This is a genomic window from Bradyrhizobium sp. i1.15.2 (genome assembly GCF_040548425.1).
GTDB lineage: Bacteria > Pseudomonadota > Alphaproteobacteria > Rhizobiales > Xanthobacteraceae > Bradyrhizobium > Bradyrhizobium canariense.
In genome coordinates this window covers 1-23,380 of record NZ_JBEPRQ010000027.1, presented here as the reverse complement: position 1 = coordinate 23,380, position 23,380 = coordinate 1, and the positions used below count along the sequence as shown (strand labels likewise).

General features: G+C 65.7%; 21 protein-coding genes. 12 read left to right on the top strand and 9 right to left on the bottom strand.

All coding sequences use genetic code 11. The annotated features are described in order from the left end of the window. Positions 1 to 5: 5 nt before the first annotated feature. Positions 6 to 1,742, top strand: a complete 1,737-nt coding sequence (gene poxB / locus ABIB80_RS32000) for a ubiquinone-dependent pyruvate dehydrogenase (RefSeq protein WP_007596566.1) — start codon at positions 6 to 8, stop codon at positions 1,740 to 1,742. Here the strand turns inward: poxB and ABIB80_RS31995 are convergent. Further along, the gene (locus ABIB80_RS31995) at positions 1,739 to 2,104 is read right to left on the bottom strand and encodes a hypothetical protein (RefSeq protein ID WP_007596565.1); all 366 of its coding nucleotides are present in this window, start codon (positions 2,102 to 2,104) and stop codon (positions 1,739 to 1,741) included. The genes poxB and ABIB80_RS31995 overlap by 4 nt on opposite strands. 68 nt (positions 2,105 to 2,172) lie before the next feature. Beyond that, complete coding sequence (locus tag ABIB80_RS31990) at positions 2,173 to 3,081, bottom strand: PaaI family thioesterase (protein ID WP_007596564.1); 909 nt, start codon at positions 3,079 to 3,081, stop codon at positions 2,173 to 2,175. 150 nt (positions 3,082 to 3,231) lie between these two features. Between ABIB80_RS31990 and ABIB80_RS31985 the strand changes: the two genes are divergently transcribed. Next, on the top strand, positions 3,232 to 3,552 hold the full coding sequence (locus ABIB80_RS31985; RefSeq protein WP_007596563.1) for a hypothetical protein: 321 nt from the start codon (positions 3,232 to 3,234) through the stop codon (positions 3,550 to 3,552). Positions 3,553 to 3,590: 38 nt separating this feature from the next. On the opposite strand, the gene ABIB80_RS31980 is transcribed toward ABIB80_RS31985, so the two are convergent. Both ABIB80_RS31980 and atzD read right to left on the bottom strand, forming a co-directional pair. Continuing rightward, a complete protein-coding gene (locus ABIB80_RS31980; protein WP_354128968.1) occupies positions 3,591 to 5,060 on the bottom strand; it encodes an amidase in 1,470 nt (489 codons plus the stop codon). 125 nt (positions 5,061 to 5,185) lie between these two features. After that, positions 5,186 to 6,298 (bottom strand): cyanuric acid amidohydrolase, encoded by a 1,113-nt coding sequence (gene atzD / locus ABIB80_RS31975; protein WP_007596559.1) that lies wholly within the window; start codon positions 6,296 to 6,298, stop codon positions 5,186 to 5,188. Between the two features lie 399 nt (positions 6,299 to 6,697). Here atzD and ABIB80_RS31970 point away from each other — a divergent pair, with 399 nt between their 5' ends. The 4 genes from ABIB80_RS31970 to ABIB80_RS31955 all read left to right on the top strand — a co-directional run bounded on the left by ABIB80_RS31970 (position 6,698) and on the right by ABIB80_RS31955 (position 11,688). Further along, complete coding sequence (locus tag ABIB80_RS31970) at positions 6,698 to 9,034, top strand: Tex family protein (RefSeq protein ID WP_007596557.1); 2,337 nt, start codon at positions 6,698 to 6,700, stop codon at positions 9,032 to 9,034. A 300-nt stretch (positions 9,035 to 9,334) separates the two neighbouring features. Further along, on the top strand, positions 9,335 to 9,838 hold the full coding sequence (locus ABIB80_RS31965) for a hypothetical protein (RefSeq protein ID WP_007596555.1): 504 nt from the start codon (positions 9,335 to 9,337) through the stop codon (positions 9,836 to 9,838). A gap of 97 nt (positions 9,839 to 9,935) precedes the next feature. Then, the gene (locus ABIB80_RS31960; protein ID WP_007596553.1) at positions 9,936 to 10,628 is read left to right on the top strand and encodes a response regulator transcription factor; all 693 of its coding nucleotides are present in this window, start codon (positions 9,936 to 9,938) and stop codon (positions 10,626 to 10,628) included. After that, entirely contained in the window at positions 10,615 to 11,688 is a 1,074-nt protein-coding gene (locus ABIB80_RS31955) for a sensor histidine kinase (protein WP_007596551.1), read from the top strand. The genes ABIB80_RS31960 and ABIB80_RS31955 overlap by 14 nt, the downstream gene beginning before the upstream one ends. On the opposite strand, the gene ABIB80_RS31950 is transcribed toward ABIB80_RS31955, so the two are convergent. After that, positions 11,685 to 12,056, bottom strand: coding sequence for a response regulator transcription factor (locus tag ABIB80_RS31950; RefSeq protein ID WP_007596549.1), 372 nt, complete (start codon positions 12,054 to 12,056; stop codon positions 11,685 to 11,687). The two genes, ABIB80_RS31955 and ABIB80_RS31950, sit on opposite strands and share 4 nt — an antisense overlap. After that, complete coding sequence (locus tag ABIB80_RS31945) at positions 12,053 to 12,919, bottom strand: S1C family serine protease (RefSeq protein ID WP_007596547.1); 867 nt, start codon at positions 12,917 to 12,919, stop codon at positions 12,053 to 12,055. The genes ABIB80_RS31950 and ABIB80_RS31945 overlap by 4 nt, the downstream gene beginning before the upstream one ends. A gap of 199 nt (positions 12,920 to 13,118) precedes the next feature. Here ABIB80_RS31945 and ABIB80_RS31940 point away from each other — a divergent pair, with 199 nt between their 5' ends. From ABIB80_RS31940 to ABIB80_RS31930, 3 genes are all read left to right on the top strand, one after another. Continuing rightward, positions 13,119 to 14,084 (top strand): VOC family protein, encoded by a 966-nt coding sequence (locus ABIB80_RS31940; protein WP_007596546.1) that lies wholly within the window; start codon positions 13,119 to 13,121, stop codon positions 14,082 to 14,084. 64 nt (positions 14,085 to 14,148) lie between these two features. Beyond that, positions 14,149 to 15,024, top strand: coding sequence for a dihydrodipicolinate synthase family protein (locus ABIB80_RS31935; RefSeq protein ID WP_007596544.1), 876 nt, complete (start codon positions 14,149 to 14,151; stop codon positions 15,022 to 15,024). A gap of 231 nt (positions 15,025 to 15,255) precedes the next feature. Further along, positions 15,256 to 17,580 (top strand): xanthine dehydrogenase family protein molybdopterin-binding subunit, encoded by a 2,325-nt coding sequence (locus ABIB80_RS31930; protein WP_007596542.1) that lies wholly within the window; start codon positions 15,256 to 15,258, stop codon positions 17,578 to 17,580. Positions 17,581 to 17,670: 90 nt separating this feature from the next. On the opposite strand, the gene ABIB80_RS31925 is transcribed toward ABIB80_RS31930, so the two are convergent. The 3 genes from ABIB80_RS31925 to ABIB80_RS31915 are packed head-to-tail and all read right to left on the bottom strand — an operon-like array spanning position 17,671 to position 20,891. Beyond that, complete coding sequence (locus tag ABIB80_RS31925; protein WP_007596541.1) at positions 17,671 to 18,867, bottom strand: acyl-CoA dehydrogenase family protein; 1,197 nt, start codon at positions 18,865 to 18,867, stop codon at positions 17,671 to 17,673. A gap of 15 nt (positions 18,868 to 18,882) precedes the next feature. Beyond that, positions 18,883 to 20,031 (bottom strand): acyl-CoA dehydrogenase family protein, encoded by a 1,149-nt coding sequence (locus ABIB80_RS31920; protein WP_354128967.1) that lies wholly within the window; start codon positions 20,029 to 20,031, stop codon positions 18,883 to 18,885. Between the two features lie 5 nt (positions 20,032 to 20,036). Then, positions 20,037 to 20,891: an enoyl-CoA hydratase gene (locus ABIB80_RS31915; RefSeq protein WP_007596537.1), complete on the bottom strand. Its 855-nt coding sequence runs from the start codon at positions 20,889 to 20,891 to the stop codon at positions 20,037 to 20,039. A 181-nt stretch (positions 20,892 to 21,072) separates the two neighbouring features. On the opposite strand from ABIB80_RS31915, the gene ABIB80_RS31910 reads away from it, so the two are divergent. The 3 genes from ABIB80_RS31910 (at position 21,073) to ABIB80_RS31900 (ending at position 23,214) form a co-directional block, all read left to right on the top strand. Continuing rightward, the gene (locus tag ABIB80_RS31910) at positions 21,073 to 21,681 is read left to right on the top strand and encodes a LemA family protein (protein ID WP_007596535.1); all 609 of its coding nucleotides are present in this window, start codon (positions 21,073 to 21,075) and stop codon (positions 21,679 to 21,681) included. 138 nt (positions 21,682 to 21,819) lie between these two features. Beyond that, positions 21,820 to 22,713: a TPM domain-containing protein gene (locus tag ABIB80_RS31905; protein ID WP_007596534.1), complete on the top strand. Its 894-nt coding sequence runs from the start codon at positions 21,820 to 21,822 to the stop codon at positions 22,711 to 22,713. 3 nt (positions 22,714 to 22,716) lie between these two features. Next, positions 22,717 to 23,214, top strand: a complete 498-nt coding sequence (locus ABIB80_RS31900; RefSeq protein WP_007596533.1) for a TPM domain-containing protein — start codon at positions 22,717 to 22,719, stop codon at positions 23,212 to 23,214. Positions 23,215 to 23,380: the final 166 nt, after the last annotated feature.

The window sequence follows — 23,380 nt, the reverse complement described above, 5'->3', positions numbered from 1 at the left end:
CCGACATGGCGATCAACAACGTGGCCGATCTGTTCGTGGCAACGCTCGAACAGGCCGGCGTCAAGCGCATCTACGGCATCGTCGGCGACAGCCTGAATGCGCTGACCGAAGCGCTGCGGCGGCGCGGAACGATCGAGTGGATCCATGTCCGGCATGAAGAGGTTGCGGCCTTTGCCGCGGCCGGCGAAGCGGAGATGACGGGCAGTCTTGCGGTGTGCGCGGGCTCGTGCGGTCCCGGCAATCTGCATCTGATCAACGGCCTGTTCGATGCCCATCGCAGTCGCGTTCCCGTGCTGGCGATCGCCGCACAGATCCCGACCGCCGAGATCGGCAGCGGCTATTTCCAGGAGACCCATCCGCAAAACCTGTTCCGCGAGTGCAGCCATTATTGCGAGCTGGTCTCCGATCCGAGTCAGCTGCCCTACGTGCTGGAAAACGCCATCCGTGCGGCTGTCGGCATGCGCGGCGTTGCCGTCGTCGCCATGCCGGGCGACGTCGCCTTCCGCAGCCCACCGAAGCGCGCGCTGTCGACGGCGCGTGGCCTTGCGCTGTCGGCGCCGAAGGTCGTGCCGCAGGCCGATGAGCTGAAGGCGCTCGCGGACCTCTTGAACGGCGCCGAACGCATCACCCTGTTCTGCGGCCGCGGCTGCGCTGGCGCGCATGCGCCGCTGATGCAGCTTGCGGAAGCCTTGAAGAGCCCGATCGTGCATGCGCTGGGCGGCAAAGAACATGTCGAATACGACAATCCCTACGACGTCGGCATGACCGGCTTCATCGGCTTCTCCTCCGGCTATGCCGCCATGCACGCCTGCGACGCGCTCGTGATGCTCGGCACTGATTTTCCCTACAAGCAGTTCTTCCCGACCGATGCGAAGATCGCGCAGATCGACATCCGTCCGGAAAATCTCGGGCGGCGCTGCAAGATCGATCTCGGCCTCGTCGGCGACGTCAAGCTCACCATCGAGGCGCTGTTGCCGCTGCTCGAGGCCAAGACGCAGCGCAGGCATCTCGACGATGCCATCGTGCATTACAAGAAGGCACGCGAGGGCCTGGATTCGCTTGCGAAGGGCACGCCCGGAGCAAAGCCGATCCATCCGCAATATCTCGCAAAGGTCATCAGCGACCATGCGAGCGATGATGCAGTGTTCACCGCCGATGTCGGCACGCCGACGGTGTGGGCCGCGCGCTATCTCGAGATGAACGGCCGCCGCCGGCTGATCGGCTCGTTCGTGCACGGCTCGATGGCCAATGCTATGCCGCAGGCGATCGGCGCGCAGGCCGCGCAGCCCGGCCGCCAGGTGATCTCGCTCTCGGGCGATGGCGGCTTCACCATGCTGATGGGCGATCTGATCACGCTGACGCAGATGAAGCTGCCGGTGAAGGTGGTCATCTTCAACAACGGCGTGCTCGGCTTCGTGGCACTGGAGATGAAGGCGGCCGGCTTCGTCGACACCAATGTCGATCTGGAGAATCCGGACTTCGCAGCGATGGCGCGCGCGATGGGTATCTTCGCAAGGCGCGTCGAGGATCCCGGCGAGCTCCCGGGAGCGGTGAAGGACATGCTGGCCCACAACGGGCCGGCGCTGCTCGATGTCGTCACCGCCAAGCAGGAGCTGTCGATGCCGCCGACCATCACGCCCGAACAGATCAAGGGTTTCAGCCTCTGGGTCTTGCGCGCCGTGATGAACGGCCGCGGCGACGAGGTCGTCGATCTCGCCAAGACCAATTTGCTGCCGCGTTAACCGCGCTTGACCGACGGCAGGGGCAGCCGCTCATGGCGGCGCTGGAAGCGTTGCCAGTGCAGGACGATGCCGATCAGGAGCGCCGGCACGAAGCCGAGCGCAATCAGGAAATGCGGCAGCTGCGCCGGTGAGATGAACGCGATGGCGATGTCGGAGATCAGCCAGAGCGCGGCGAACATCACCGCGAAATCGGTGCGCGGGCAGCGCAGATAGTAGAACACGGCGGTGATGACGACGGCGGGTCCAATGGCGATGCCGATCATCACCGTCGTCAGCTCCTTCGGCGTCAGCGCGTCGAGCACCATCGCTGCCAGCAGCCAGAGCGCGGCGAACATGGCGACGATGTCGAGCGGATGCCGCAACCCAATACCTCTCGCAGAAAACGCACTATCGTTGTGGCCCGGACCTGGGCCGTCAAGGGAAAATGCGCCTATTCCTCGTCGTTTCCGGGCGTCGGCCGCAGCATGAAATGGCCGAAGGCGGTGGCGATCGGCTTGTTCGCATCGTCCTGCCAGGCTCGCGCCTCGAAGGCGACGATGCGCCGGCCCTGCTTCACGATCGAGACGTTGGCGAAGGTGTCGAGCGCGCGGCCGGAGCGCAGATAGTTGACGGTCAGTCCGATCGGCTTGGGCAGTGCGGCGGCGCCGAGCTCGCGCGCCACTCCGAAGATCGCGGTGGTCTCGAGGAAGGCGCCGGTCATGCCGCCATGGATCGCGGGCAGGATCGGGTTGCCGATGATCTTTGGCGAGAACGGCATCGTCAGGGTGTCGTCGTCGTTGACGCGAATGCCGAGGCAGCGCGCGAACGGGCTGTTGGCGAACGGACCGTCCGGATCGTCCGGCGCCTCCAGCGACGGGATGCTGGGCAAATCCATCCTGCGGTCCACGAGCATGTTGGTGCGGTTGGCGCCGATCATGAAACAGGCGGTCGCGGTCGCGACCGGATCGTCCTCGGACTCCTGATAGGCGGTCGATCGCACGAAGGCTATCGACCGCGTGGTGCGGTAGCAGACCGAATGCGCCTTGATGTCGAGCCCGGGCGTTGCCGGCTTCTGATAGTCGATGCGCAAATCAAGCGTCGCGATCGCGCTTGTGCCGTCGAGCGCGAGTTGCACCGCCATGCCGCAGCTCTCGTCCAGCATCGCGGTGACGACGCCGCCATGCAGGACGCCGGTCTCCGTGTCGCCGACGAAGACGGGCCGGTAGGGCAGGCTGGACCAGGCCTCGCGAGGTGCGAAGCGGTCGAGCTGGAGTCCGCTGATCTGGCCGTAATCGGAGCGGCGGCCCTTGATCGCCTCGGCGAGGTCCTCGAACGAAAGTGTGGTCGGTGAGCTGGACATGAGGACGTTCTAAACCAGCGGCGGGCGCGGTGCAAAACCCCGGATGGGCGTCCCGCGGCAGGAGTTCCGAGGCCGGTTTGGCCTCGACAGGGCCGGCCGAAGCAACGATGGTGGGCGCCTCGTTCGTTCGACCAGCCGCAAGGAGTGCCCATGGCCGATCCCGAAATGCCCGCCACCAGCCAGGGGCCCGTCATCATTTCGACCTCGAGCTCGGAGCGGGCGCCGATCATCTATTTCGACGGTGCGTCCTGCTTCGGCCACCACAACGGCGCTATCCAGATCGAGCTTGCTGCGAACCTTCTGATGCCGGTCGGCGCCGCCGTCAGGGTCGACGTGGTCCAGACCGCGCATCTGCGCTGCAGCGTGGCCGCCGCGCTGGCCCTGCGCGAAGCGCTCGACAAGGCATTGGCGATGTACCAGCAGGGTCAGCAGGAGCCCCGGCCGGAGGAAATTCCGACGGTGAAGAACTGAGGCAAGCGGCGGATCGCAAGTTAATGCGATCAACTCGCTCAGCTCACATGCACCTTCGGCTTCCTGCCATCGTTCCACTTGCCGTCGAGCGCGCGCTCGATCTGGGCGGCGAGTTGCAGCAGCAGGCCGTCATTGGCCTGTTTCGCAATCGCCTGGATGCCGAGCGGCAGGCCGTGGTCCTGCGTGGCCATCGGCATCGAGATCGCCGGCATGCCGCAGAGATTGGCGAGCGGCGTGAAGGCGAAGAAGCGCCAGAGATTGCCGAACCAGTCGAGCACGTCAGGATTGTCGGAGATGGTGAGATATTCCCGGGTGCCGACCTTCGGCGTCGGCAGCGCGGTGATCGGCGTCAGGATCACGTCCCACTGCTCGAAGAAGGCGCCGAAGGCGCGTGAGGTCGTGTTGAACACGCCTTGCATCTTCGCCCGCTCGGCGAAGCTCGTATGCCGGCCGGCTTCCCAGATCCGGATGTTCATGGGCTCGATGAGGTCTTCCGGGGGCCGCTCCAGCCCGCGCGCGGCGAGCATGTTGGAGATTACCACGGCAAAATTCGAGATATAGCAGGTGGTCTGCGCCTCGAACGCGGCGCGGAAGTCGAGCTCGGGCAGGCCGTAGTCGACGTGATGGCCGAGGCCTTCGAGGAAGCGGCCGGCCTTTGCCAGCTCGGCCGCGATCTCTGGCGTCGCGGTGTAGTCGCCCCAGCTGTGCGACAGCGCGATGCGAAGTTTTGACGGATCGCGTTTGATCATCTCGGAGTATGGTTGCGCCGTGGTCCAGAACGGCATGAACTCGCCCGGCGCCGCTCCCCTGGCATGATCGACGAAGGCGGCGGTGTCGCGCACCGAGCGCGACTGGCAGCCCTGGATCGAGACGAGGCCGGTGAGATCGGACATGTGCGGTGCGAGCGAGAACACGCCGCGCGAGACTTTCAGGCCGATATTGCCGTTGACCCCGGCGGGAATGCGGATCGAGCCGCCGCCGTCGGTCGCATGTGCGATCGGCACCACGCCGGCCGCCACCATTGCGGCGCTGCCGGCCGACGAGCCGCAGGTGGTGTAGTCGGTATCCCAGGGATTGCGCGTGACATAGACGGCGGGATTGTCGGCCGAGCTGCATACGCCGAATTCCGGCGTCGTGGTGCGTCCGATCAGGTTCAGCCCGGCCTGGCGGAATTTGCCGGTCAGGAACGTGTCGGCGCCAGCGCGATTGCCGCGCATCAGTAGCGAGCCCATCTCCTGGAGCCGGCCCTTCATGGTCGGGCCGAGGTCCTTCATCAGGAAGGGCAGGCCTGCGAACGGGCCGGCGAGATTGGCGCCGTCCTTGGCCGGATCGGCGATCACGTCATCGAACAGCTCGACGACGCCCGACAGTGCCGGATTGACCTTGGCAACGCCCGCAGCGGCCTGGCGCGCCAACTCCTTTGCCGTGAGCTCGCCTTTGCGGACGCGCGCGGCCAGTCCCACGCCATCGTGCTGCGCCCATTCGTTCCAGCTCATCGGGAAAGTCATGCGATCCAAACCTCTTCGTGCGGCGCCACCTTAGTTTCGCACGGGAACATTTTAATCAACTGAGGCGGCGCGAAGGGCAGGGTTGCGCGGGATGGAGAGGTAATCCTCCATTGCATGCGCACGCATCAATCCGAGAGCTTTGCGATCACCGCGACCGGCCCGCCGCCAGCGGGGCCCTGGTGCTCGGCGCCGCCGGAGACGTAGACCGCCCCGGTGCCGGCGAGGCCGGCAATCAGGCCGCCGACGGCAGCCCGGGCGTGGCGCGTCGAGCTGATATCGGTATCTTCCAGCATGGTGTGGCGGAAGCCGCGCACGCTGCCATCAGGCGAGGCCTCGGCCTTGGCGAAGATGTTGACGAGCTCGCGGCCGGTCGTCGTCTGCGGCGCGGCACAGAGCCCAACGCTCTCCAGCGCCGCGAGCACGGCGGCAGCGTCGATCGCATCGCTCATCACGGCATGCCCGATCTCGAATTCGCTCGTCGAGGACATCGAATTGCCGAGCACGATGACGACGTTGTGCGTCAGCTCGATTCCGGACGAGGTCGAGGCGACGTTCGAAAACAGATCGTAGCGCCGCAGCACGTCGTCGTCTCGTAGGTCGGTTGCGATCTCGCCGAGCGCGACTGCAACCCCGAGCGCGGAGGCGCCGCGCGAATAGGCCATCGAACTGTAGGCGCTGGTCGTCGCCGTCTTGTGGCCGCGCGCATTCGCCGCTTCGACGCGCTCGCTGGTGAGCAGCGGGCATTTGATCTGCACGAAATGGACGTCGGCGGGATCGGCGATCCCGGCATCCGCCATCGCGGCCTTCACGGCCTTGGCTGTCTCCGTGATCTGAGCGGAGCGGCCGAGCTCTTCAGGGAGAAAATCCCGCGTGTGCGCCATGCCGATGCTCAGGCGCTTGCCGGAGATGCCTGCCGGGCGCTGCAGAACGTCTCGGCGCGTGAACACCGTGATGTGCGGGCTCAGCACGCCCTCGGTGCCGCCGGACATCACGAAAGCGATGCGCTGCTCGACCTCCTGCGGCGACAGGCCGAGCTGCGGCGCCAGCGCCGTGCACAGCGCGGCAACGGCATATTCCCGGGTAAAGTCGTTGACGCCGCCATTGCCTTCGGTCTTGCCGAGGATGGCCAGGATGGATGCCGGATCAATCGCGCCGGAGCCGATCATGGCCATCAATCCGGAGACGTCGCCGGGGCCTTTGGTGGCGACCTTGAAGACGCCGACCGATGTCGTCCGCATGATAGTCCTCACATGGGGTTCAGGAGCCCGGCCGACAAAACAGCCGCTGAACCGGGGCGCCTGTCAAGGTGTCGAGGCAATCCCATCGTCGTCCTGGCGAGCGCCAGGACGCATGACCCAGGGGGCATTTGGCGAAGTCTCGTCGTTCGGTACGCCTACCGCCTACAATCGATGAATCACGCGCTATGGGTCCTGGCCTTCGCCAGGACGACGATGGAGTATGTGCGTCGTCCTCGCCGCCCCTCACGATTGTGGCGAGATCGCATCGGTTCGACAAAAAATCCCTTGTCGACGATCGTCCGCCGCACCTTGATGAATCAACCCCGATTGGTCCATAAGCGGCGTCCCGCAGCCGGTGGTTCGCCTCCGCGATGCGTGCTTGGATAGAGGGGTTCTCGCGTGGCAAATATCAACCAGAAAATTGCGCAGGAGCTTGGGGTTCGGGCGGAGCAGGTCGAGGCGACAGTGGCGCTGCTCGACGGCGGCGCCACGGTTCCCTTCATCGCCCGCTACCGCAAGGAAGCGACCGGTGCGCTCGACGATGCGCAATTGCGCACGCTGGAGGAGCGCCTGGGTTACCTGCGCGAGCTCGAGGACCGCCGCAAGGCCATCCTCGAATCGGTCCGCGAGCAGGGCAAGCTCGATGCCGCGCTGGAAGCCTCCATTCTCGCCGCCGACAGCAAGGCGCGCCTCGAAGACATCTATCTGCCGTTCAAGCCGAAGCGCCGCACCAAGGCGGAGATCGCCAAGGAAGCCGGCCTCGAGCCGCTCGCCAATCAGCTCATGGCCGACCCCACCAACGATCCGAAGGTCGTCGCTGAGGCCTTCGTCAATGCCGAGAAGGGTGTTGCTGATGCCGCTGCGGCGCTCGACGGCGCCCGCGCCATCCTCGTCGAGCGTTTCGACGAAGACGCCGACCTGATCGGCGCGCTTCGCGAAGAGGTGTGGACCAATGCGCGCATGGCCTCCAAGGTGCGCGACGGCAAGAAGACGGAGGGCGAAAAGTTTGCCGATTATTTCGAGTTCTCCGAGCCGCTGACGAAGCTGCCCTCGCACCGCATCCTCGCGATGTTCCGCGGCGAGAAGGAAGAGATCCTCGATCTCCAGATCCAGGCCGAGGCCGAAGCATCGCCGCCGGGCGTGCCGAGCGTCTATGAGCTGAAGATCATGAAGCGGTTCGGCATCGCCGACCTCAAGCGCGCCGGCGACCGCTGGATGATCGACACCGTGCGCTGGGCCTGGCGCACCAAGATCCAGGTGCATCTCAACATCGACCTGCGCATGCGGCTGTGGAATGCGGCCGAGACCGAGGCCGTGCGCGTGTTCGCCTCGAACCTGCGCGACCTCCTGCTGGCCGCGCCGGCCGGCACCCGCGTCACCATGGGACTCGATCCCGGCTTCCGCACCGGCGTCAAGGTTGCCGTCACCGATGCGACCGGCAAGGTGGTGGATACTGCCGTGATCTATCCGCACGAGCCGCAGCGACAGTGGAACGAGGCGCTTGCGATCCTCGGCAAGCTCGCATTGAAGCATCGCGTCGAGCTGATCGCGATCGGCAACGGCACCGCCTCGCGCGAGACCGACAAGCTCGCGGCCGACCTCGTCAAGGGCCTGCCCGACTTGAAGATGACCAAGATCGTGGTGTCGGAAGCTGGCGCGTCGGTCTATTCGGCCTCGGCTTTCGCCTCGGAGGAGTTGCCGGGCCTCGATGTCACCCTGCGCGGTGCGGTGTCGATCGCGCGGCGGCTTCAGGATCCGCTCGCCGAGCTCGTCAAGATCGAACCCAAGGCGATCGGCGTCGGCCAGTACCAGCACGACCTCGGCCAGGCCAAGCTCGCGAAATCGCTCGACGCCGTGGTCGAAGACTGCGTGAATGCGGTCGGCGTCGACGTCAACACCGCGTCCGCACCACTGCTCGCGCGCGTGTCGGGCGTCGGTTCCGGCCTTGCCTCGAGCATCGTGGCACACCGCGACGCCAACGGTCCGTTCAAGTCGCGGAAGGCGCTGAAGGACGTGCCGCGGCTCGGCCCCAAGGCGTTCGAGCAGTGCGCGGGCTTCCTGCGCATCCTCGGCGGCGAGGACCCGCTCGACGCCTCCGGCGTGCATCCGGAAGCGTATCCGGTGGTGCGCCGGATTCTCAGCGCCACCAAAAGCGACATCAAGGCGCTGATCGGCAGCAGCGACATCGTTCGCACGCTGAAGCCGAAAGACTTTGTGGACGAGACGTTTGGTCTGCCGACCGTCACCGACATCCTGCGCGAGCTCGAGAAGCCCGGCCGCGACCCGCGTCCGGCGTTCAAGGCCGCGGTGTTCATGGACGGCGTCGAGGAGATCAAGCACCTCAAGAAGGGCATGATCCTCGAAGGTACCGTGACCAACGTCGCCGCGTTCGGCGCCTTCGTCGACATCGGCGTGCACCAGGACGGCCTCGTGCACATCTCGGCGATGTCCAGGACCTACATCAAGGATCCGCGCGAGGTGGTGAAGCCCGGCGACATCGTCAAGGTCAAGGTGCTGGACTTCGAAGTCGCGCGCAAGCGCATCTCGCTGACATTGCGCCTCGACGACGAAGTCGGCGCCAAGAAGGACGCGCCGGGCATGCAGCGGGACAACAGCTCGCGCAATCCGTCCCGTATGACCTCGTCGGCCCCGCGCCAGCAGGAATCTTCCGGCGGCGGCGCCCTCGCGGAAGCGCTGCGCCGCGCGGCCGAGAAAAACGGCGGCAAGCGGGCGTAGCTTCTAACCTCTCCCCGCTCTTCTGCTGGGAGGTGTCGGATCGCTGCTCGATATATCGAGAGTTCTATCCGCGTCGTCATTGCGAGCGCAGCGAAGCAATCCAGAATCTTTCCGCGGCGGGACTCTGGATTGCTTCGTCGCAAGGGCTCCTCGCAATGACGAGGAGAGAGCGCGGGTCCGTCTCCCTAACTTCCGCGTCAGAATCTGGCGCGTTTGTAAGTTGAAGGTGCCGGTCTCTTCCTCTCATCTGATCCTTCTCGCGCGGCAGAAATATCGCCGCGCAGTACGGAGGATGCTTCGATGGACAACAGGCTTTTCAAAGGCCTCACTGCGGTGACGATCGCAGCGGTGATGGCGCTCGCTTCACCGGTGCTCGCCCGTGGCGGCGGTGGAGGCGGCGGCCACGGCGGTGGTGGTTTTGGCGGCGGAGGTCATGGCGGCTTTGGCGGTGGCGGGCATTTCGGTGGCGGCGGCATGCACGCGGGAGGCTTTGGGGGTGGCATGCACGCCGGTGGCTTCGGCGGCATGCACGTTGGCGGCATGGGTGGCGCCCGTTTCGCCCATGTCGGCGGACCGGGCTTCGGCGGCGCCCGCTTCGCGCATGCGGCGATCGGGCCGCGCTTCGCTGGCTCCGGCTGGCACGGCAGGCCCTTCATCGGCCGCCACGCCTTCTTCCGGCACCACCATCGCTTCTTCTTCGGAGCACCTTTCATCTATGCCGGCTACAATGACGGCTGCTGGCGCAGGAGCTGGACGCCCTATGGGTGGCAATGGGTCAATGTGTGCGGAGACTCTTGGTACTAGCATCGCCGTACCGCACCATTGTCGCGATCGTCATCGGACGGTTCCGCTCAGCCCCGGAACGGGATAGTCTGGTGGCGATCGTCGCGCGGAGTTTGTCATGTCCGGAGGTCACCGCCGCATTCTGGTCGTCGAGGACGATGCCGAAACCGCAGGCCAGCTCGTCGAGGAGCTGACGATTTCCGGCTACGACGTCGATCTCGCCGCCACCGGGCGCGAGGCCCTCAGCCACGGCGCCGCGCGCGACTATGCCGTGATCACCATCGACCGCATGCTGCCCGACATCGACGGCATCAGCGTGATGCGCCAGTTGCGCGACGACGGCATCGCCGCGCCGTTCCTGATCATCTCCGCACTTGGCGAAGTCGACGACCGCGTGCGCGGCTTGCGGGCCGGCGGCGACGACTATCTGGTCAAGCCGTTCTCCTTCACCGAATTGCTGGCGCGGCTGGAGGCGCTCGGCCGGCGCAGCGACACCGTTGCCAAGGAGACGATCCTGCGGGTCGGCGATCTCGCCATCGACCTGATCGCACGTAGCGCGAGCCGCCGCGGCCGGAAGATTCCGCTGTTGCCGCGGGAATTCCAACTGCTCGAATATCTCGTCCGCAACGAGGGCCGCGTCGTCTCGCGTGCGATGCTGCTCCAGCATGTCTGGGATCTGCATTTCGATCCCTCCACCAACATCATCGACGTCTATGTCGGGCGCGTCCGTCGCAAGGTCGATGATGCCCAGGCCTATCCGCTGATCCACACCATCCGCGGCATCGGATATTGTCTCCGTGCTCCTGGCTAAAACGCTCCGCTCCTCGACCTTCCGCCTTGCGCTGATCGCGATCGCAGCATTTGGGCTGATCGTCGCGGCGATCATGGCCTATGTCTATTTCGGCACGATCGCCTATGTGCAGAACCGTGTCGGCGATGCCGGCGATCACAGCGGCTTCACCGCGATGATCGAACTCGCAATGGCCGCTGTCGCGGTGCTGATGCTGGTGCTCGCCGGGCTCGCCGCGGTGCTGGTGACGCGCCGCACGGTCGGGCGAATCGAGGAGATCAACGCCACCAGCCGCGCCATCATGATGTCGGGCCTCGACCAGCGCATTCCCTTGCGCGGCAGTCACGACGAGTGGGACCGCGTCGCCGAAAACCTCAACCAGATGCTCGACCGCATCGAGACACTGATGGGCGAGGTCAAGCAGGTCAGCGACAACGTCGCCCATGATTTGCGTACGCCGCTGACGCGCATGCGGGGCCGGCTGGAGAAGGCCTATCACGCCCCTCGCAACGGCGAGGCCGACGCGGCTCTGATTGGTGACACCATCGCCGATCTCGACGCGGTGCTCGGCATGTTTGCCTCGATCACCCGCATCTCGGAGATCGAGACCCGCGCCCGCCGCAGCGCGTTTCGCACGCTTGATCTCACCGAAATCGCCGGCGAGGTAGTCGAGCTCTACGATGCCGCCGCCGAACAGGTTGCGACGCGGCTCAGCCTCGGCGGCGATCGCGAGGTGGCGATCACAGGCGATCGCGACCTCCTGTTCGACGCCATCGCCAATCTCGTCGACAACGCGATCAAGCACGGCTGCGAAGGCGGGCAGGTGATCGTCACCTGCCGCCGCACCGACGGCGGTGCGACGATCGCGATCGCCGACGATGGTCCCGGCATTCCCACTGATGAGCGCGATCATGTGTTCAAGCGCTTCTACCGGCTCGAACAGAGTCGCTACACCCCCGGTAACGGCCTCGGCTTAAGCCTGGTCGCCGCGGTCGCCCGCCTCCATGGCGCCGAGATTGCCCTGCACGACAACGCGCCGGGCCTCACGGTTCAGCTCAGCTTCCCGCCGCACCCGCTCTAGAGTTCGATCACGCCGCGGCGGGCCGCATGTGCCACCGCATCGGTGCGGCCGGTGGCGTCGAGCTTGTCGAGCAGCGAGCCGACATGGAATTTGACCGTGTGGACGGAAATGCCGAGCTGACGCGCGATCATCTTGTTGGAGCCACCTTCCGCCATCAACGCCAGCACATCGAGCTCGCGCTGTGTCAGCGCGATGTCCTCAGGCATGATGCGCGGATCGCGGGTGACAATCGTCGCGGCCGCCTTCTCGCCGGGTTCGGCGAGGCGAAGTCCGGCGATATGGCCGAGCAGAGCCGCCAGGCGATCGGCGAGAGCGGGATCGTCGATCTCCAAGGCCAGAACGATCTCGGGGGCGATATCCTCGCTCACGCCGCCGGCCTCTCGCCGATCGTGACCTTGAAGCTGACCGGTTCGCCGCCGCGGCGCGCCGCGATATCAACCACCGCTCCGACGCTAGCCGGACCCAGCGTCCGCGACAGCGCGCGTACGCCGGACAGCTTCTGGTCGTTGACGGCGACGATGACGTCGCCCTGGCGGATGCCGGCGGCCGCCGAAGGGCCGGCCTTGTCGACATTCATCACCATCGCGCCGACGCCGTCGTCGAGCCGGACCGGCTGCAGCCCGAGGCCGAGATATCCGCGTGCGATGCGGCCGCGCGCCTCTAACTGGGCCGCGACCCGCTCGATTGTCGCTGTCGGGATCACCAGCACACGCCTCGGGCCGAGCACGGCCATGCCGAAGGCTTCGCCCGATGCATCGAGCGCGAGGCCGCCCTGCTGGCTAGAGCGCAAGCGGACGTCGAGCTCGATCCGCGCGTCGATGTCGCCGCCGCGCAAGGAGCGCCAGCTCTTGCCGGACAGCGACACCATGCCGAGCGCGGCGCTCGGCGCATCGCGGTTGGTGGCGACAACAACCGACAACGCGCCGAGGGGCGGCACAATTGTGGCCAGCTTGACCGGGGCAATCGCGCTATCGACGCGCAGCAGTGCGACATCCGTCGTATGGTCGCGGCCTGCGATCGTGGCGGCCGCGGTGCTGCCGTCGGGGAGGCCGATCTCGACGTCGCCCTCGTCGGCCAGCGCCTCGTCGGCGGTGACGATCAGGCCGGGTTTCCAGACGAAGCCGGTGGCGCGGGAGCGATGCGAATGCACGGCGACGACGGAGGGCGCGGTGCGCGCCACGACGTCAGCGAGCGCCGACGATAGCGAGGTCAGGGGAGTTGAGTCGGTCATGGGGGGCTCCTGTAAGCTGCGCCCAATCTGGGATGTCGCGGCCGATTGTGAAACTGGCCGGATGGCCAGGAAATGAGCAGGGAAAGCTGGTCCGTAAGACCACGGCCGACGAACATGTGATTGGGAGCCGCTCACGGCAACGTGTAGCAATCGAGAAATTGCGCCGCACGGCCCTAAACCTTTCAGCGAGCCCTGACCGATGACCATCGACCTCACCCGCCGCACCCTGCTTCAACTCGCCGGCGCCACCTCGCTTGCAATGGCGGCGGCGGGCGCGGCGCGCGCCGAGGGCGCACCACAGGGCGGTGGGCCGACCTACGCCAGCCGCACCCCGATGCGGGTCGGCATGGTGACGCTCCGGGTGAAGAGTCTCGACAAGGTTGCGGACTACTATCGCGACGTCATCGGACTCACCGTGATGGAGCGCTCGGCAACTGCTGCAAGGCTCGGCACGGCCGGTATCACCCTGCTGGTGCTGGAGGCCCGTCCTGATGCCGAGATCGAGCCACGCAGCGCCGCCGGCCTTTACCACACTGCGTTCCTGATGCCGACCCGCAAGGACTTGGCGCGCTGGTTGGTCGCAGCGGCCTCGCATCGTGTGCCGCTGTCGGGCTTTGCCGATCACCTCGTTAGCGAATCCGTCTATCTCGACGACCCCGAAGGCAACGGCATCGAGGTCTATGCCGACCGCGATCCCTCGCAATGGCAGTGGAGCGAGGGCAGCGTGAAGATGGCGGCCGACGAGCTCAACATTCCCGACCTGCTGTCGCTGACCAATACGCGCGTGCCTGATTATGCCAAGGCGCCCGACGGAATGCGCATCGGCCACATGCATCTGCGCGTCGGCGACCTCACGCAGGCTGAGCGCTTCTATCACGGTGCCATCGGCCTGGACCCGACCCGCAGCCGCAACGGTGCCGCGTTCCTGTCGTCGGGGCACTATCATCATCACCTTGGCATGAACGTCTGGCAGAGCCAGGGTGCCGGCCAACGCGACGATCAGGCAACGGGGCTCGCCTGGTTTTCGCTGGTGACGGAGAAGCCGGACCTGCTTGCCGCCCAAGACGAGCGCCTGCGCAAGGGCGGCGCGAAAGTCACGGCGCTGGCGAATGGCGTGGAGGCGATCGATCCCTGGGGCACGCGGGTGCGGCTGATCAGGGTTTGATCGCGGGCGCGAGCGTTGGTAAGACCGGTCAGGCGCAAGCCAGTTTCCGGGATTTACAGCTGACATGTCCGATTTTCGCGGCGTCTTCCCCTATCTCGTCTCGCCCGTCGCTGCCGACGGCGCAGTGCGGACGAACGTGCTCGCAAGGCTCTGCGACGATCTGATAAGCGCTGGCGTCCACGGTCTGACCCCGCTCGGCTCGACCGGCGAGTTCGCCTATCTTAATGCCGCCCAACGTACCGCGGTCGTGCAGACCACGATCGAGGCGGCCAAGGGGCGTGTGCCTGTCGTCGCGGGCGTCGCCTCCACCTCGACGGCGGACGCGGTGGCGCAGGCGAAGGCATATCAGAAGCTCGGTGCCGACGGCATTCTGGCGATCCTGGAAGCGTATTTCCCCCTCGCCGATGCCCAAATCGAATCCTATTTTCGCGCCATCGCGGATGCCGTGAACATCCCCGTCGTGATCTACACCAATCCGCAATTCCAGCGCTCCGATCTCACCCTCGACACCATCGCGCGCCTCGCCGAGCATCCGCGCATCGGCTACATCAAGGACGCCTCGACCAACACCGGCCGGCTGCTCTCGATCATGAACCGCTGCGGCGATGCCTTGCGGGTGTTCTCGGCCTCCGCCCACATTCCGGCCGCAGTGATGCTGATCGGCGGGCTCGGCTGGATGGCGGGCCCCGCCTGTATCATCCCACGCCAGAGCGTCGCGCTCTACGATCTCTGCAAGGCTGGCCGCTGGGACGAGGCGATGGCGCTCCAACGCAAGCTGTGGCGCATCAACGAGGCTTTTGCCCGCTTCAACCTGGCGGCTTGCATCAAGGCCGGCTTGGCCATCCAGGGCTACGACGTCGGCGATCCCGTCCCGCCGCAGACCGCTCTCACCGCCGATGCGCGCAAGGTCGTGGAAGCGGCCTTGCGGGAGTTGGCGTAGCCATCCCCTCTCGTCATGGCCGGGCATAGCCGTCCGAAGGACGGCGTCGCTTTCGCTCGCCTATGTCCCGGCTATCCACGCGCTTCCACACGAAAAGTACGTGGATGCCCGGGACAAGCCCGGGCATGACGAAATCGCGGATATACCGCCTAAAAGCGCGGCTGGTATGCCCTTGATCGATCCGCTAAAAGGCGGCCCGCAGTTTCGAAAAGACCCTGAGGACCCCACGGAATGAACATTCTTCCCGGCAATTTGCGTTTCGGAGCGGGGCAGCCCGTCAAGCGTTTGGAAGACCAGCGACTGCTCACCGGGAAGGGACAGTTCATCGACGACAAGCCGGAAGATGGCGCGCTGTGGTTGTACCTGTTGCGCTCGCCGCATGCCCACGCGAAGATCGTCTCGATCGACACGGCCGCCGCCACGGCGATGCCTGGCGTGACCGCGGTCTACACCGGCGCCGACCTCGTCAAGGACGACATCGGAATCATCCCGACCTTGAGTATCTTCAAGCGCCCCGACGGCAAGCCGATGACGGTGCCGCCACGCCGCCTGCTGGCGCACGAAATCGTGCGCTATGCGGGCGAGGCCGTGGCCGCCGTGGTGGCCTCCTCGCGTGCCGACGCGCAGAGCGCGGCCGAAGCGATCGTGGTCGAATATGACGTGCAGCCGGCCGTGGTCGATCCCGTCGAGGCGGTCAAGCCCGGTGCGCCATTGGTGTGGCCGGAGGCGCCCGACAACATCGTGGGCGCGATGAGCTACGGCGATGCCGCCAAGGTGGACGAGGCTTTTGCCAAGGCGGCGCATACCGTCGAGCTCGATCTCGTCAGCCAGCGCCTGGTGCCGTCGGCCATGGAGCCGCGCTCGACCATTGCCGAGATCGACAAGACGTCCGGCCGCCTTCTGCTGCATGTGCAGTCGCAGACGCCCGCCTCGACCCGCGACGTGCTGGCCGAGGCCGTGCTGAAGCGGCCGAAGGACAGCGTGCGCGTCCTGGTCGGCGATATCGGCGGCGGCTTTGGCCAGAAGACCAACCTCTATCCCGAGGACGGCATCGTTGCTTACGCCGCAACCAAGCTGAACAAAAAAATCCGCTGGCGCGGCGATCGCACCGACGAGTTCGTCGGCGGCACCCATGGCCGCGATCTGACCTCGACCGCTTCCTTCGCACTCGACGAGAAAGGCAAGGTGCTGGCCTATCGCGTCAGCTCGATCGGCTGTACCGGCGCGTATTCCTCGGGCGCGGCCAACATCATTCCGCTGGTGCTCGGCCCGTTCGTGCAGACCGGCGTCTACGATTTGCCGCTGGTGCATTTCGAGGTGAAGTCGGTGATGACCCACACCGCGCCGGTCGGTGCCTATCGTGGTGCGGGCCGGCCCGAGGCCGTGTTCATCGTCGAACGCCTGTTCGACGCGGCCGCGCGGAAAATCGGCATGGACCCGCGCGCGATCCGGAAAGCCAACTACATCAAGCCGGCGCAACTGCCCTACACCAATGCTGCGGGGCAGGTTTACGACTCCGGCGCCTTCGCGCACATGCTCGATCGCGCCGTGAAGCTTGCGGACTGGGACGGCTTTGCCGCGCGCAAGAAGGCCGCGAAGAAGAAGGGCCTGCTCTACGGCCGTGGGCTCACCTCCTATATCGAATGGACCGGCGGTCGTGCCCACACCGAGAAGGTAAGCCTGCACGCGACCGCGCAGGGCCGTGTCGTCCTGCATTCCGGCACCATGGCGATGGGGCAGGGGCTGCAGACCACCTACACCCAGATGATCTCCGACACGCTCGGCATTGCCATGGACAAGATCGACGTGGTCCAGGGCGATACTGATCTGGCGACGGGCTTCGGCAGCGTCGGCTCGCGTTCGCTGTTCGTCGGCGGCACGGCGGTCGCGGTCTCCTCCAACGATCTGATCCAGAAGGCGCGCGAGAAGGCGGCGAACGTGCTGGAGACCTCGATCGAGGACATCGAATACCAGGGCGGCATGCTCACCGTGGTCGGCACCGACCGCCGCATCAGCCTGTTCGACATTGCCGAGAAAGAAGGCGGCGCGAAACTCAGCGTCGATTCCGAAGGCGAGGTCGACGGTCCGAGCTGGCCGAACGGCACCCATATCTGCGAGGTCGAGATCGACCCCGAGACCGGCGTGTCCAAGGTCGTGCGCTACACCACCGTCGACGACGTCGGTGTCGCCGTGAACCCGATGCTAGTGAGCGGCCAGATCCACGGCGGCGTCGCACAGGGCATCGGTCAGGCGCTGTATGAGGGCGTGTCCTATGATGCCGACGGCCAGCTGCTCACCGCGAGCTATCAGGACTATTGCATCCCGCGCGCCGACGACGTTCCGCCGATCGTTGTGACGCTGGACGATTCCGCGCCCTGCCGCACCAATCCGCTCGGCGCCAAGGGCTGCGGCGAATCCGGCGCCATCGGCGGTCCGCCCTGCGTCACCAACGGTGTGATGGATGCGCTCGCCGAACTCGGCATCACCCAGCTGAATACGCCGCTGACGCCGCAGAAGATCTGGCAGGCGATCCGGGATGCGAAGGTGGGCGGTTAGCGGCCATTGTCGTGCTGGCTGTCGCCACAAATCCAACTCGTCGTCCCGGCCTTCGCCGGGACGACACCGAGGGTGAGGAAAAAGTTCGCGCTAAATCCCCAGCATCATCTTCGCAATAATATCGCGCTGGATCTCCGAGGTGCCGCCGAAGATCGTGTAGGCGCGGCCGTTGAGATATTCCGGTACCACCGTCAGCATCTCCTCCGGCATCGGCGGCTCATGGTTGAGCCTGTAGAGCGGGCGCATCGGCTCGACCGCGAGGGCGTCATGGCCGATCACGTCGGCGCCAAGCCGGGTCACGGCCTGCCGGATCTCGCTGTTGCGCAGCTTCAGGATCGACGACACCGCACCGGGATTCTGTCCGGTCTGCAGCGCCGATAGCACGCGCAGCTCGGTCATCTCCAGCGCGTCGATGTCGACCTCGACCTCGGAGATGCGCGTCGCGATGTCGGGACTGTCGATGGCGCGCCCCGTCAGGTCGGACTCGGCAAGCTCCGCGACCGCCTTCAGCCCCTCGCGCAATTTTGCCGAGGCGATGCCGGAGCCGCGCTCGAACTCGAGCAGATACTTGCCGTAGGTCCAGCCCTTGCCTTCCTCGCCGACGCGGTTCGCCACGGGAACGCGCACGTCGTCGAAGAACACCTGGTTGACCTCGTGGTCGCCGCCGATGGTGAGGATCGGGCGCGTCGTGATGCCCGGCGTCTTCATGTCGATCAGGATGAAGCTGATGCCGTCCTGCTGCCGCGGGCCGTCGCTGGTGCGCACCAGCGCGAACATGCGGTTGGCGTGGTGGGCATGCGTGGTCCAGATCTTGGTGCCGTTGATGATGTAGTCGTCACCGTCGCGCACCGCGCGCGTCTTCAGCGAAGAGAGATCGGAGCCGGAGCCCGGCTCGGAATAGCCCTGGCACCAATAGTCTTCGCCGGAGAGAATGCGCGGCAGGTAGAAGTTCTTCTGCTCCGCCGAGCCGAAACCGATGATGACGGGGCCGACCATCTTCACGCCCATCACGTTGACATTGGGCACCCCGGCCCGCGCACTTTCCGTCTCGAAAATCCAGCGCTGCGCCGGCGTCCAATCCGGCCCGCCATGCTCGAACGGCCAGCCCGGCGCGCCCCAGCCTTGCTTGTGCAGCGTGCGCTGCCAAGCCATGCCGATATCGGGGTCGGAGAACACCGACGGCGTCAGCGCGGTCGCGCGCTTCATCTCCTCGGTGAGATTTTTCGCAATGAAGCCGCGCACCTCGTCCTGGAAGGCGCGCTCCTCGGCATTGAACGACAGGTCCATGATGCGCTCCTTGTGTCAGGCTGGCACGGTGGTGCGGCCAAGCCGGGCGTGGCGGCCATAATGGTGGGCGCTGCCGCCGAACAGCGTGTCGAACGCGACCAGCCGCTTGAAATAAGCGCCGACCTCGAGCTCCTCGGTGACGCCCATGCCGCCGTGAAGCTGGATCGACTGCTCGCCGACGAAGCGCGCGGATTTGCCGATCTTCGCCTTCGCGCCCGACGCGGCCCGCGTGCGCTCGACCGGATCGGCGTCGACCTTCAGCGCGGCGCGCAACGCTATCGAGCGCGCTTCGTCAACCTGCACCGCCATGTCGGCGAGGCGGTGGCGGATCACCTGGTTGGCCGAGAGCGGCCGGCCGAATTGCTTTCGGATTTTTGTGTACTCCAGCGTGGTGTCCAGCAGCACCTGCATGATGCCGACGGCCTCGGCGCCAAGCGCGGCCATGGCGCGGTCAACAGCCCATTCGATGGCCGGCAGCGCGTCATGCCCGTTGCCGAGCAAGGCATCCTCCGGCAGTTGCACGTCCGACAGCGCGATGTTGCAAGCTCGCCCGCCGCCGAGGCGCTCGTAGTCGGAGATGGCAACATTCGGCGTCGTCGCCGGCACCAGGAAAAGGCCGATGCGGCCCGACGGTCCCTGATGATCATGGATATGCGCGGAGACGATGATCTCGTCGGCGGCATGACCGTCGAGCACGGCAACCTTGCTGCCGGCAAGGCGCCAGCCTTGCGCCGTCTTGTGGGCGGTGGTTGCAACCTTGGCAAGATCGAACCGCGCCGCGCGCTCGGAATGCGCGAACGCGAGCTTCAACGATCCATCCGCGATCTTCGGCAGGATGGCCTGCTTTTGCGCCGTGCTGCCGCACCGCTCGATCAACGCAGCGCCAAGCACGACCGTTGCGATATACGGCTCCGACACCAGCCCGCGGCCGAAGGCGTCCATCAAAATGCCGATCTCGACCACGCCGCCGCCAAGCCCGCCAAATTCCTCCGCGATCGGTAATGCCAGCCAGCCGAGTTCGGCGAATTGCGTCCACATCGCCGGGCTGAAGCCGAGCGGGTCGTTCGCCATCTTGCGGCGGTGATCGGCATCGTAGCTTTCGGCCACGAAGCGCTCCGCGCTTTCGCGCAGCAGCCGTTGCTCGTCGGTGAGATTGAGATCCATCCTGTCTACTCCGCGGCTGCCGGCGGCTTGCGCACGGAGGGGTGCAGGCCGGATGGATCGACCACCATGCCGAATTCCTGAAGATTATGCGCGTGGCAGAGCTGATGCAGCGCAAAGGCCTGGTCGATCGCGGCCGGCTGGCCCATCACGTCAACCGAGCGGTTCACGGCTTCCTTGGTCAGCTTCAGCGCAAAGGACGGTTTTGACGCGATTTTGCGCGCCAGCTCCAGCACGACGGATGAAAGCTCTGCGCGCGGCACGACCCGGTTGACCATGCCGAGCTGGTGCGCCTCCTGCGCGCTCCACGCGTCGGCCGTGAATAGAAATTCCTTGGCCTTGCGCGGGCCGAGCTCCCAGGGGTGCACGAACCATTCGACGCCGCAGACACCCATGGTGACCACGGGATCGCAGAACTGCGCATCGTCGCTGGCGACGATCAGATCGCAGGCCCAGGCCAGCATCAGGCCGCCGGCGATGCACTTGCCGTGCACCTCGGCAATGGTCGGCTTGGCGAGGTTGCGCCAGCGCCGCGTGATCTGGAGATAGATTTCCTGCTCGCGCGCGAAGCGGCCATGAGCGTTTGCTTCGGCGAAACCGCCCCAATTCCCGATCGGCGGAAAATCCACGCCGGCTTCATTCTTGCTGCCGGGCCGCAAATCATGGCCCGAGGAGAAGTGCGGACCGTTGCCGGCGAGAATGATCACCTTGACCGAATCGTCCTGCACCGCCTCATCGAAAGCGGCGTTGAGATCGTAGGTCATTTGCAGGTTCTGCGCGTTGCGCGCGTCGGGCCGGTTCATCACGATCCGGGCAATCGCCGGCTCCGGCCTCTCCACGAGGATGGTCTCGAACGAACTCATCGCGTTCCCCTGGCGTTCCCGACCCGGTATTATTGTTCCCTCAAGTTGACTATTACAGCCGGGATTAAGCAAGAGGCTTGCGTACATCGGCTGCATTTCGCGGCCTCGGCCCGGACAAGATGTCTGGCATCTCGCGCGCGCAATCTGGTAGCTTGCACCCGATTCCACCGGGAGAAATTTGATGCGCAAGATCCTGACCGTACTGGCGGCGCTGGCCTCGTTGAGCCTCACCAATTGCGGCTACAACGCGATCCAGAGCGAGGACGAGCAGATCAAGGCCAACTGGTCCGAGGTCGTGAACCAGTATCAGCGCCGCGCCGATCTCGTGCCCAATCTCGTCAACTCGGTGAAGGGTTTTGCGCAGCAGGAGAAGGACGTGCTGCTCGGCGTCACCAATGCCCGCGCCAAGGTCGGCAGCATCCAGGCGACGCCCGAGGTGCTGAACGATCCCGCCGCATTCCAGAAATTCCAGGCCGCCCAGGGCGAGCTCTCCGGCGCGCTGTCGCGGCTGCTCGTGGTCACCGAGAACTACCCGCAGCTCAAGTCGGATGCGCTGTTCAAGGATTTGATGTCGCAGCTCGAGGGCACCGAGAACCGCATCACGGTGGCGCGCAACCGCTACATCAAGGCGGTCCAGGACTACAACGTCACCATCCGGTCGTTCCCGAGCAACGTCACCGCGATGATGTTCGGCTACAAGGAGAAGCCGAACTTCACGGTCGGGAACGAGAAGGAAATCTCGACCGCACCGAAGGTCGATTTCAATCCGGCGCCCGCGCCGTCGAAGTAAGTGCGCACTGTTTTGCGAACGCGCTTCGCCCCACCCACTACTGTCATTCCCCGCCAAAGCGGGGAATCCAGTACGCCGCGGCTTCGCCGTATCCCGCCGGCGTCTCTGGAATACTGGATCGCCCGGTCAAGCCGGGCGATGACAGCCCATGTGTGGCGAGCGATAGTCGCTGTCGCATTCTCATTCTTCCTCACCTTTGCGCTTCCCGCCTCGGCCGATGTCGCCATACCCCAACTCACCGGCCGCGTGGTCGATCAGACCGGCACGCTCTCCAGCGGTGACATCGCCGCGTTGTCGCAAAAGCTGCAGGACTTCGAGACGCGCAAGGGCAGCCAGGTCGCCGTCCTGATCGTGCCGACGACGGATCCGGAGACGATCGAGCAATTCGCGATCCGCGTTGCGGAGGCCTGGAAGATCGGGCGCAAGAAGGTCGATGACGGCGCCATCCTCGTCGTGGCCAAGAACGACCGGCATTTGCGCATCGAGGTCGGTTACGGCCTCGAGGGCGCGCTCACCGACGTCACGTCGCGGCGCATCATCGATGAAGCCATCACGCCGAAATTCAGGAGCGGTGATTTCGCCGGCGGCATCACGGCAGGCGTCGATCGCATGATCCGCGTCATCGACGGCGAGCCGCTGCCGACGCCCTCGCGCAGCGTGAATTTCGGCGATTGGAACGACGTCGAGCCGCTTTTTTACTTCCTGCTGTTCGGCCCGCTGGTGATCGGCGGCATCCTGCGCTCCATATTCGGGCGGCTGTTCGGTTCGGGAATAACGGGAGCGATCGTTGGTGTCCTCGCCTGGTTCGTGATCGGCTCCGCGGTCGTTGGACTGGGCGTCGGTGTGCTCGGCGCTGTCCTGACGTTTATCGCCGATCTGTTTGGGGCGGGATCGGGCACGGGGTCGTCGCGTCGCGGCTCGTGGTCGAGCGGCCCGTCATCCGGCGGCTGGAGCAGCGGGTCGTCGTCGAGTGGCGGCTTCAGTGGCGGTGGCGGCAGTTTTGGCGGCGGCGGCGCCTCGGGGAGCTGGTAGGTCATGAGCATCAAGCGCATCACCCGGCATCTGCTCCAGCATCATTGGCGTGCCAAGCAGGTGTTTCCTAAGGGCGTGCTCGACCGCATCGAGCAGGCGATCAAGCGCGGCGAAGCCAGCCATTCCGGTCAGGTCCGGTTCGTGGTCGAAGGCGCGCTCGACGGCGGTCCGCTGTTTCGCAACCAGCCGGCGCGCGAGCGCGCGCTCGACGTGTTCTCGCAACTGCGCATCTGGGACACCGCGCACAACAACGGCGTCCTGATCTATCTCCTGCTCGCCGACCGCGATGTCGAGATCATCGCCGACCGCGGTATCGATGCGAAGGTTGGCGCCGAGGGCTGGGAGAGCATCTGCCGCGCGATGGAGGCGGAGTTCAGATTAGGGCAATTCGAACGCGGCGTGATCGACGGCATCGAGGCGGTGTCCCGCGAGCTGGCAAGGCATTTCCCGCCGCAGGGCCCGCATGCGAACGAGCTGCCGGATGCGCCGGTGGTGATGTAGTCCCGGCTGATAGCCCACACTCCGTCATTGCGAGCGCAGCGAAGCAATCCAGATTGTCTCCGCGGTGGGACTCTGAGCCTCCCCTAAATCGGTGGACACCTATAGCTTAGACAGCAAGAGGTGTCAGATGACGAAACGGCAGCGACGTTCTTATTCGGACGAGTAC

What these genes read in the sequence shown, in the direction of transcription:
- ABIB80_RS31930 (WP_007596542.1), top strand. Translation starts at nt 15,256, where the DNA reads ATGAACATTCTTCCCGGCAATTTGCGTTTCGGAGCGGGGCAGCCCGTC.
- ABIB80_RS31960 (WP_007596553.1), top strand. Translation starts at nt 9,936, where the DNA reads ATGTCCGGAGGTCACCGCCGCATTCTGGTCGTCGAGGACGATGCCGAA.
- ABIB80_RS31910 (WP_007596535.1), top strand. Translation starts at nt 21,073, where the DNA reads ATGCGCAAGATCCTGACCGTACTGGCGGCGCTGGCCTCGTTGAGCCTC.
- ABIB80_RS31925 (WP_007596541.1), bottom strand. Translation starts at nt 18,867, where the DNA reads ATGGACCTGTCGTTCAATGCCGAGGAGCGCGCCTTCCAGGACGAGGTG.
- ABIB80_RS31915 (WP_007596537.1), bottom strand. Translation starts at nt 20,891, where the DNA reads ATGAGTTCGTTCGAGACCATCCTCGTGGAGAGGCCGGAGCCGGCGATT.
- ABIB80_RS31985 (WP_007596563.1), top strand. Translation starts at nt 3,232, where the DNA reads ATGGCCGATCCCGAAATGCCCGCCACCAGCCAGGGGCCCGTCATCATT.
- ABIB80_RS31980 (WP_354128968.1), bottom strand. Translation starts at nt 5,060, where the DNA reads ATGACTTTCCCGATGAGCTGGAACGAATGGGCGCAGCACGATGGCGTG.
- ABIB80_RS31990 (WP_007596564.1), bottom strand. Translation starts at nt 3,081, where the DNA reads ATGTCCAGCTCACCGACCACACTTTCGTTCGAGGACCTCGCCGAGGCG.
- ABIB80_RS31965 (WP_007596555.1), top strand. Translation starts at nt 9,335, where the DNA reads ATGGACAACAGGCTTTTCAAAGGCCTCACTGCGGTGACGATCGCAGCG.
- ABIB80_RS31920 (WP_354128967.1), bottom strand. Translation starts at nt 20,031, where the DNA reads ATGGATCTCAATCTCACCGACGAGCAACGGCTGCTGCGCGAAAGCGCG.
- poxB (WP_007596566.1), top strand. Translation starts at nt 6, where the DNA reads ATGGCGATCAACAACGTGGCCGATCTGTTCGTGGCAACGCTCGAACAG.
- ABIB80_RS31940 (WP_007596546.1), top strand. Translation starts at nt 13,119, where the DNA reads ATGACCATCGACCTCACCCGCCGCACCCTGCTTCAACTCGCCGGCGCC.
- ABIB80_RS31945 (WP_007596547.1), bottom strand. Translation starts at nt 12,919, where the DNA reads ATGACCGACTCAACTCCCCTGACCTCGCTATCGTCGGCGCTCGCTGAC.
- ABIB80_RS31905 (WP_007596534.1), top strand. Translation starts at nt 21,820, where the DNA reads ATGACAGCCCATGTGTGGCGAGCGATAGTCGCTGTCGCATTCTCATTC.
- atzD (WP_007596559.1), bottom strand. Translation starts at nt 6,298, where the DNA reads ATGCGGACGACATCGGTCGGCGTCTTCAAGGTCGCCACCAAAGGCCCC.
- ABIB80_RS31935 (WP_007596544.1), top strand. Translation starts at nt 14,149, where the DNA reads ATGTCCGATTTTCGCGGCGTCTTCCCCTATCTCGTCTCGCCCGTCGCT.
- ABIB80_RS31900 (WP_007596533.1), top strand. Translation starts at nt 22,717, where the DNA reads ATGAGCATCAAGCGCATCACCCGGCATCTGCTCCAGCATCATTGGCGT.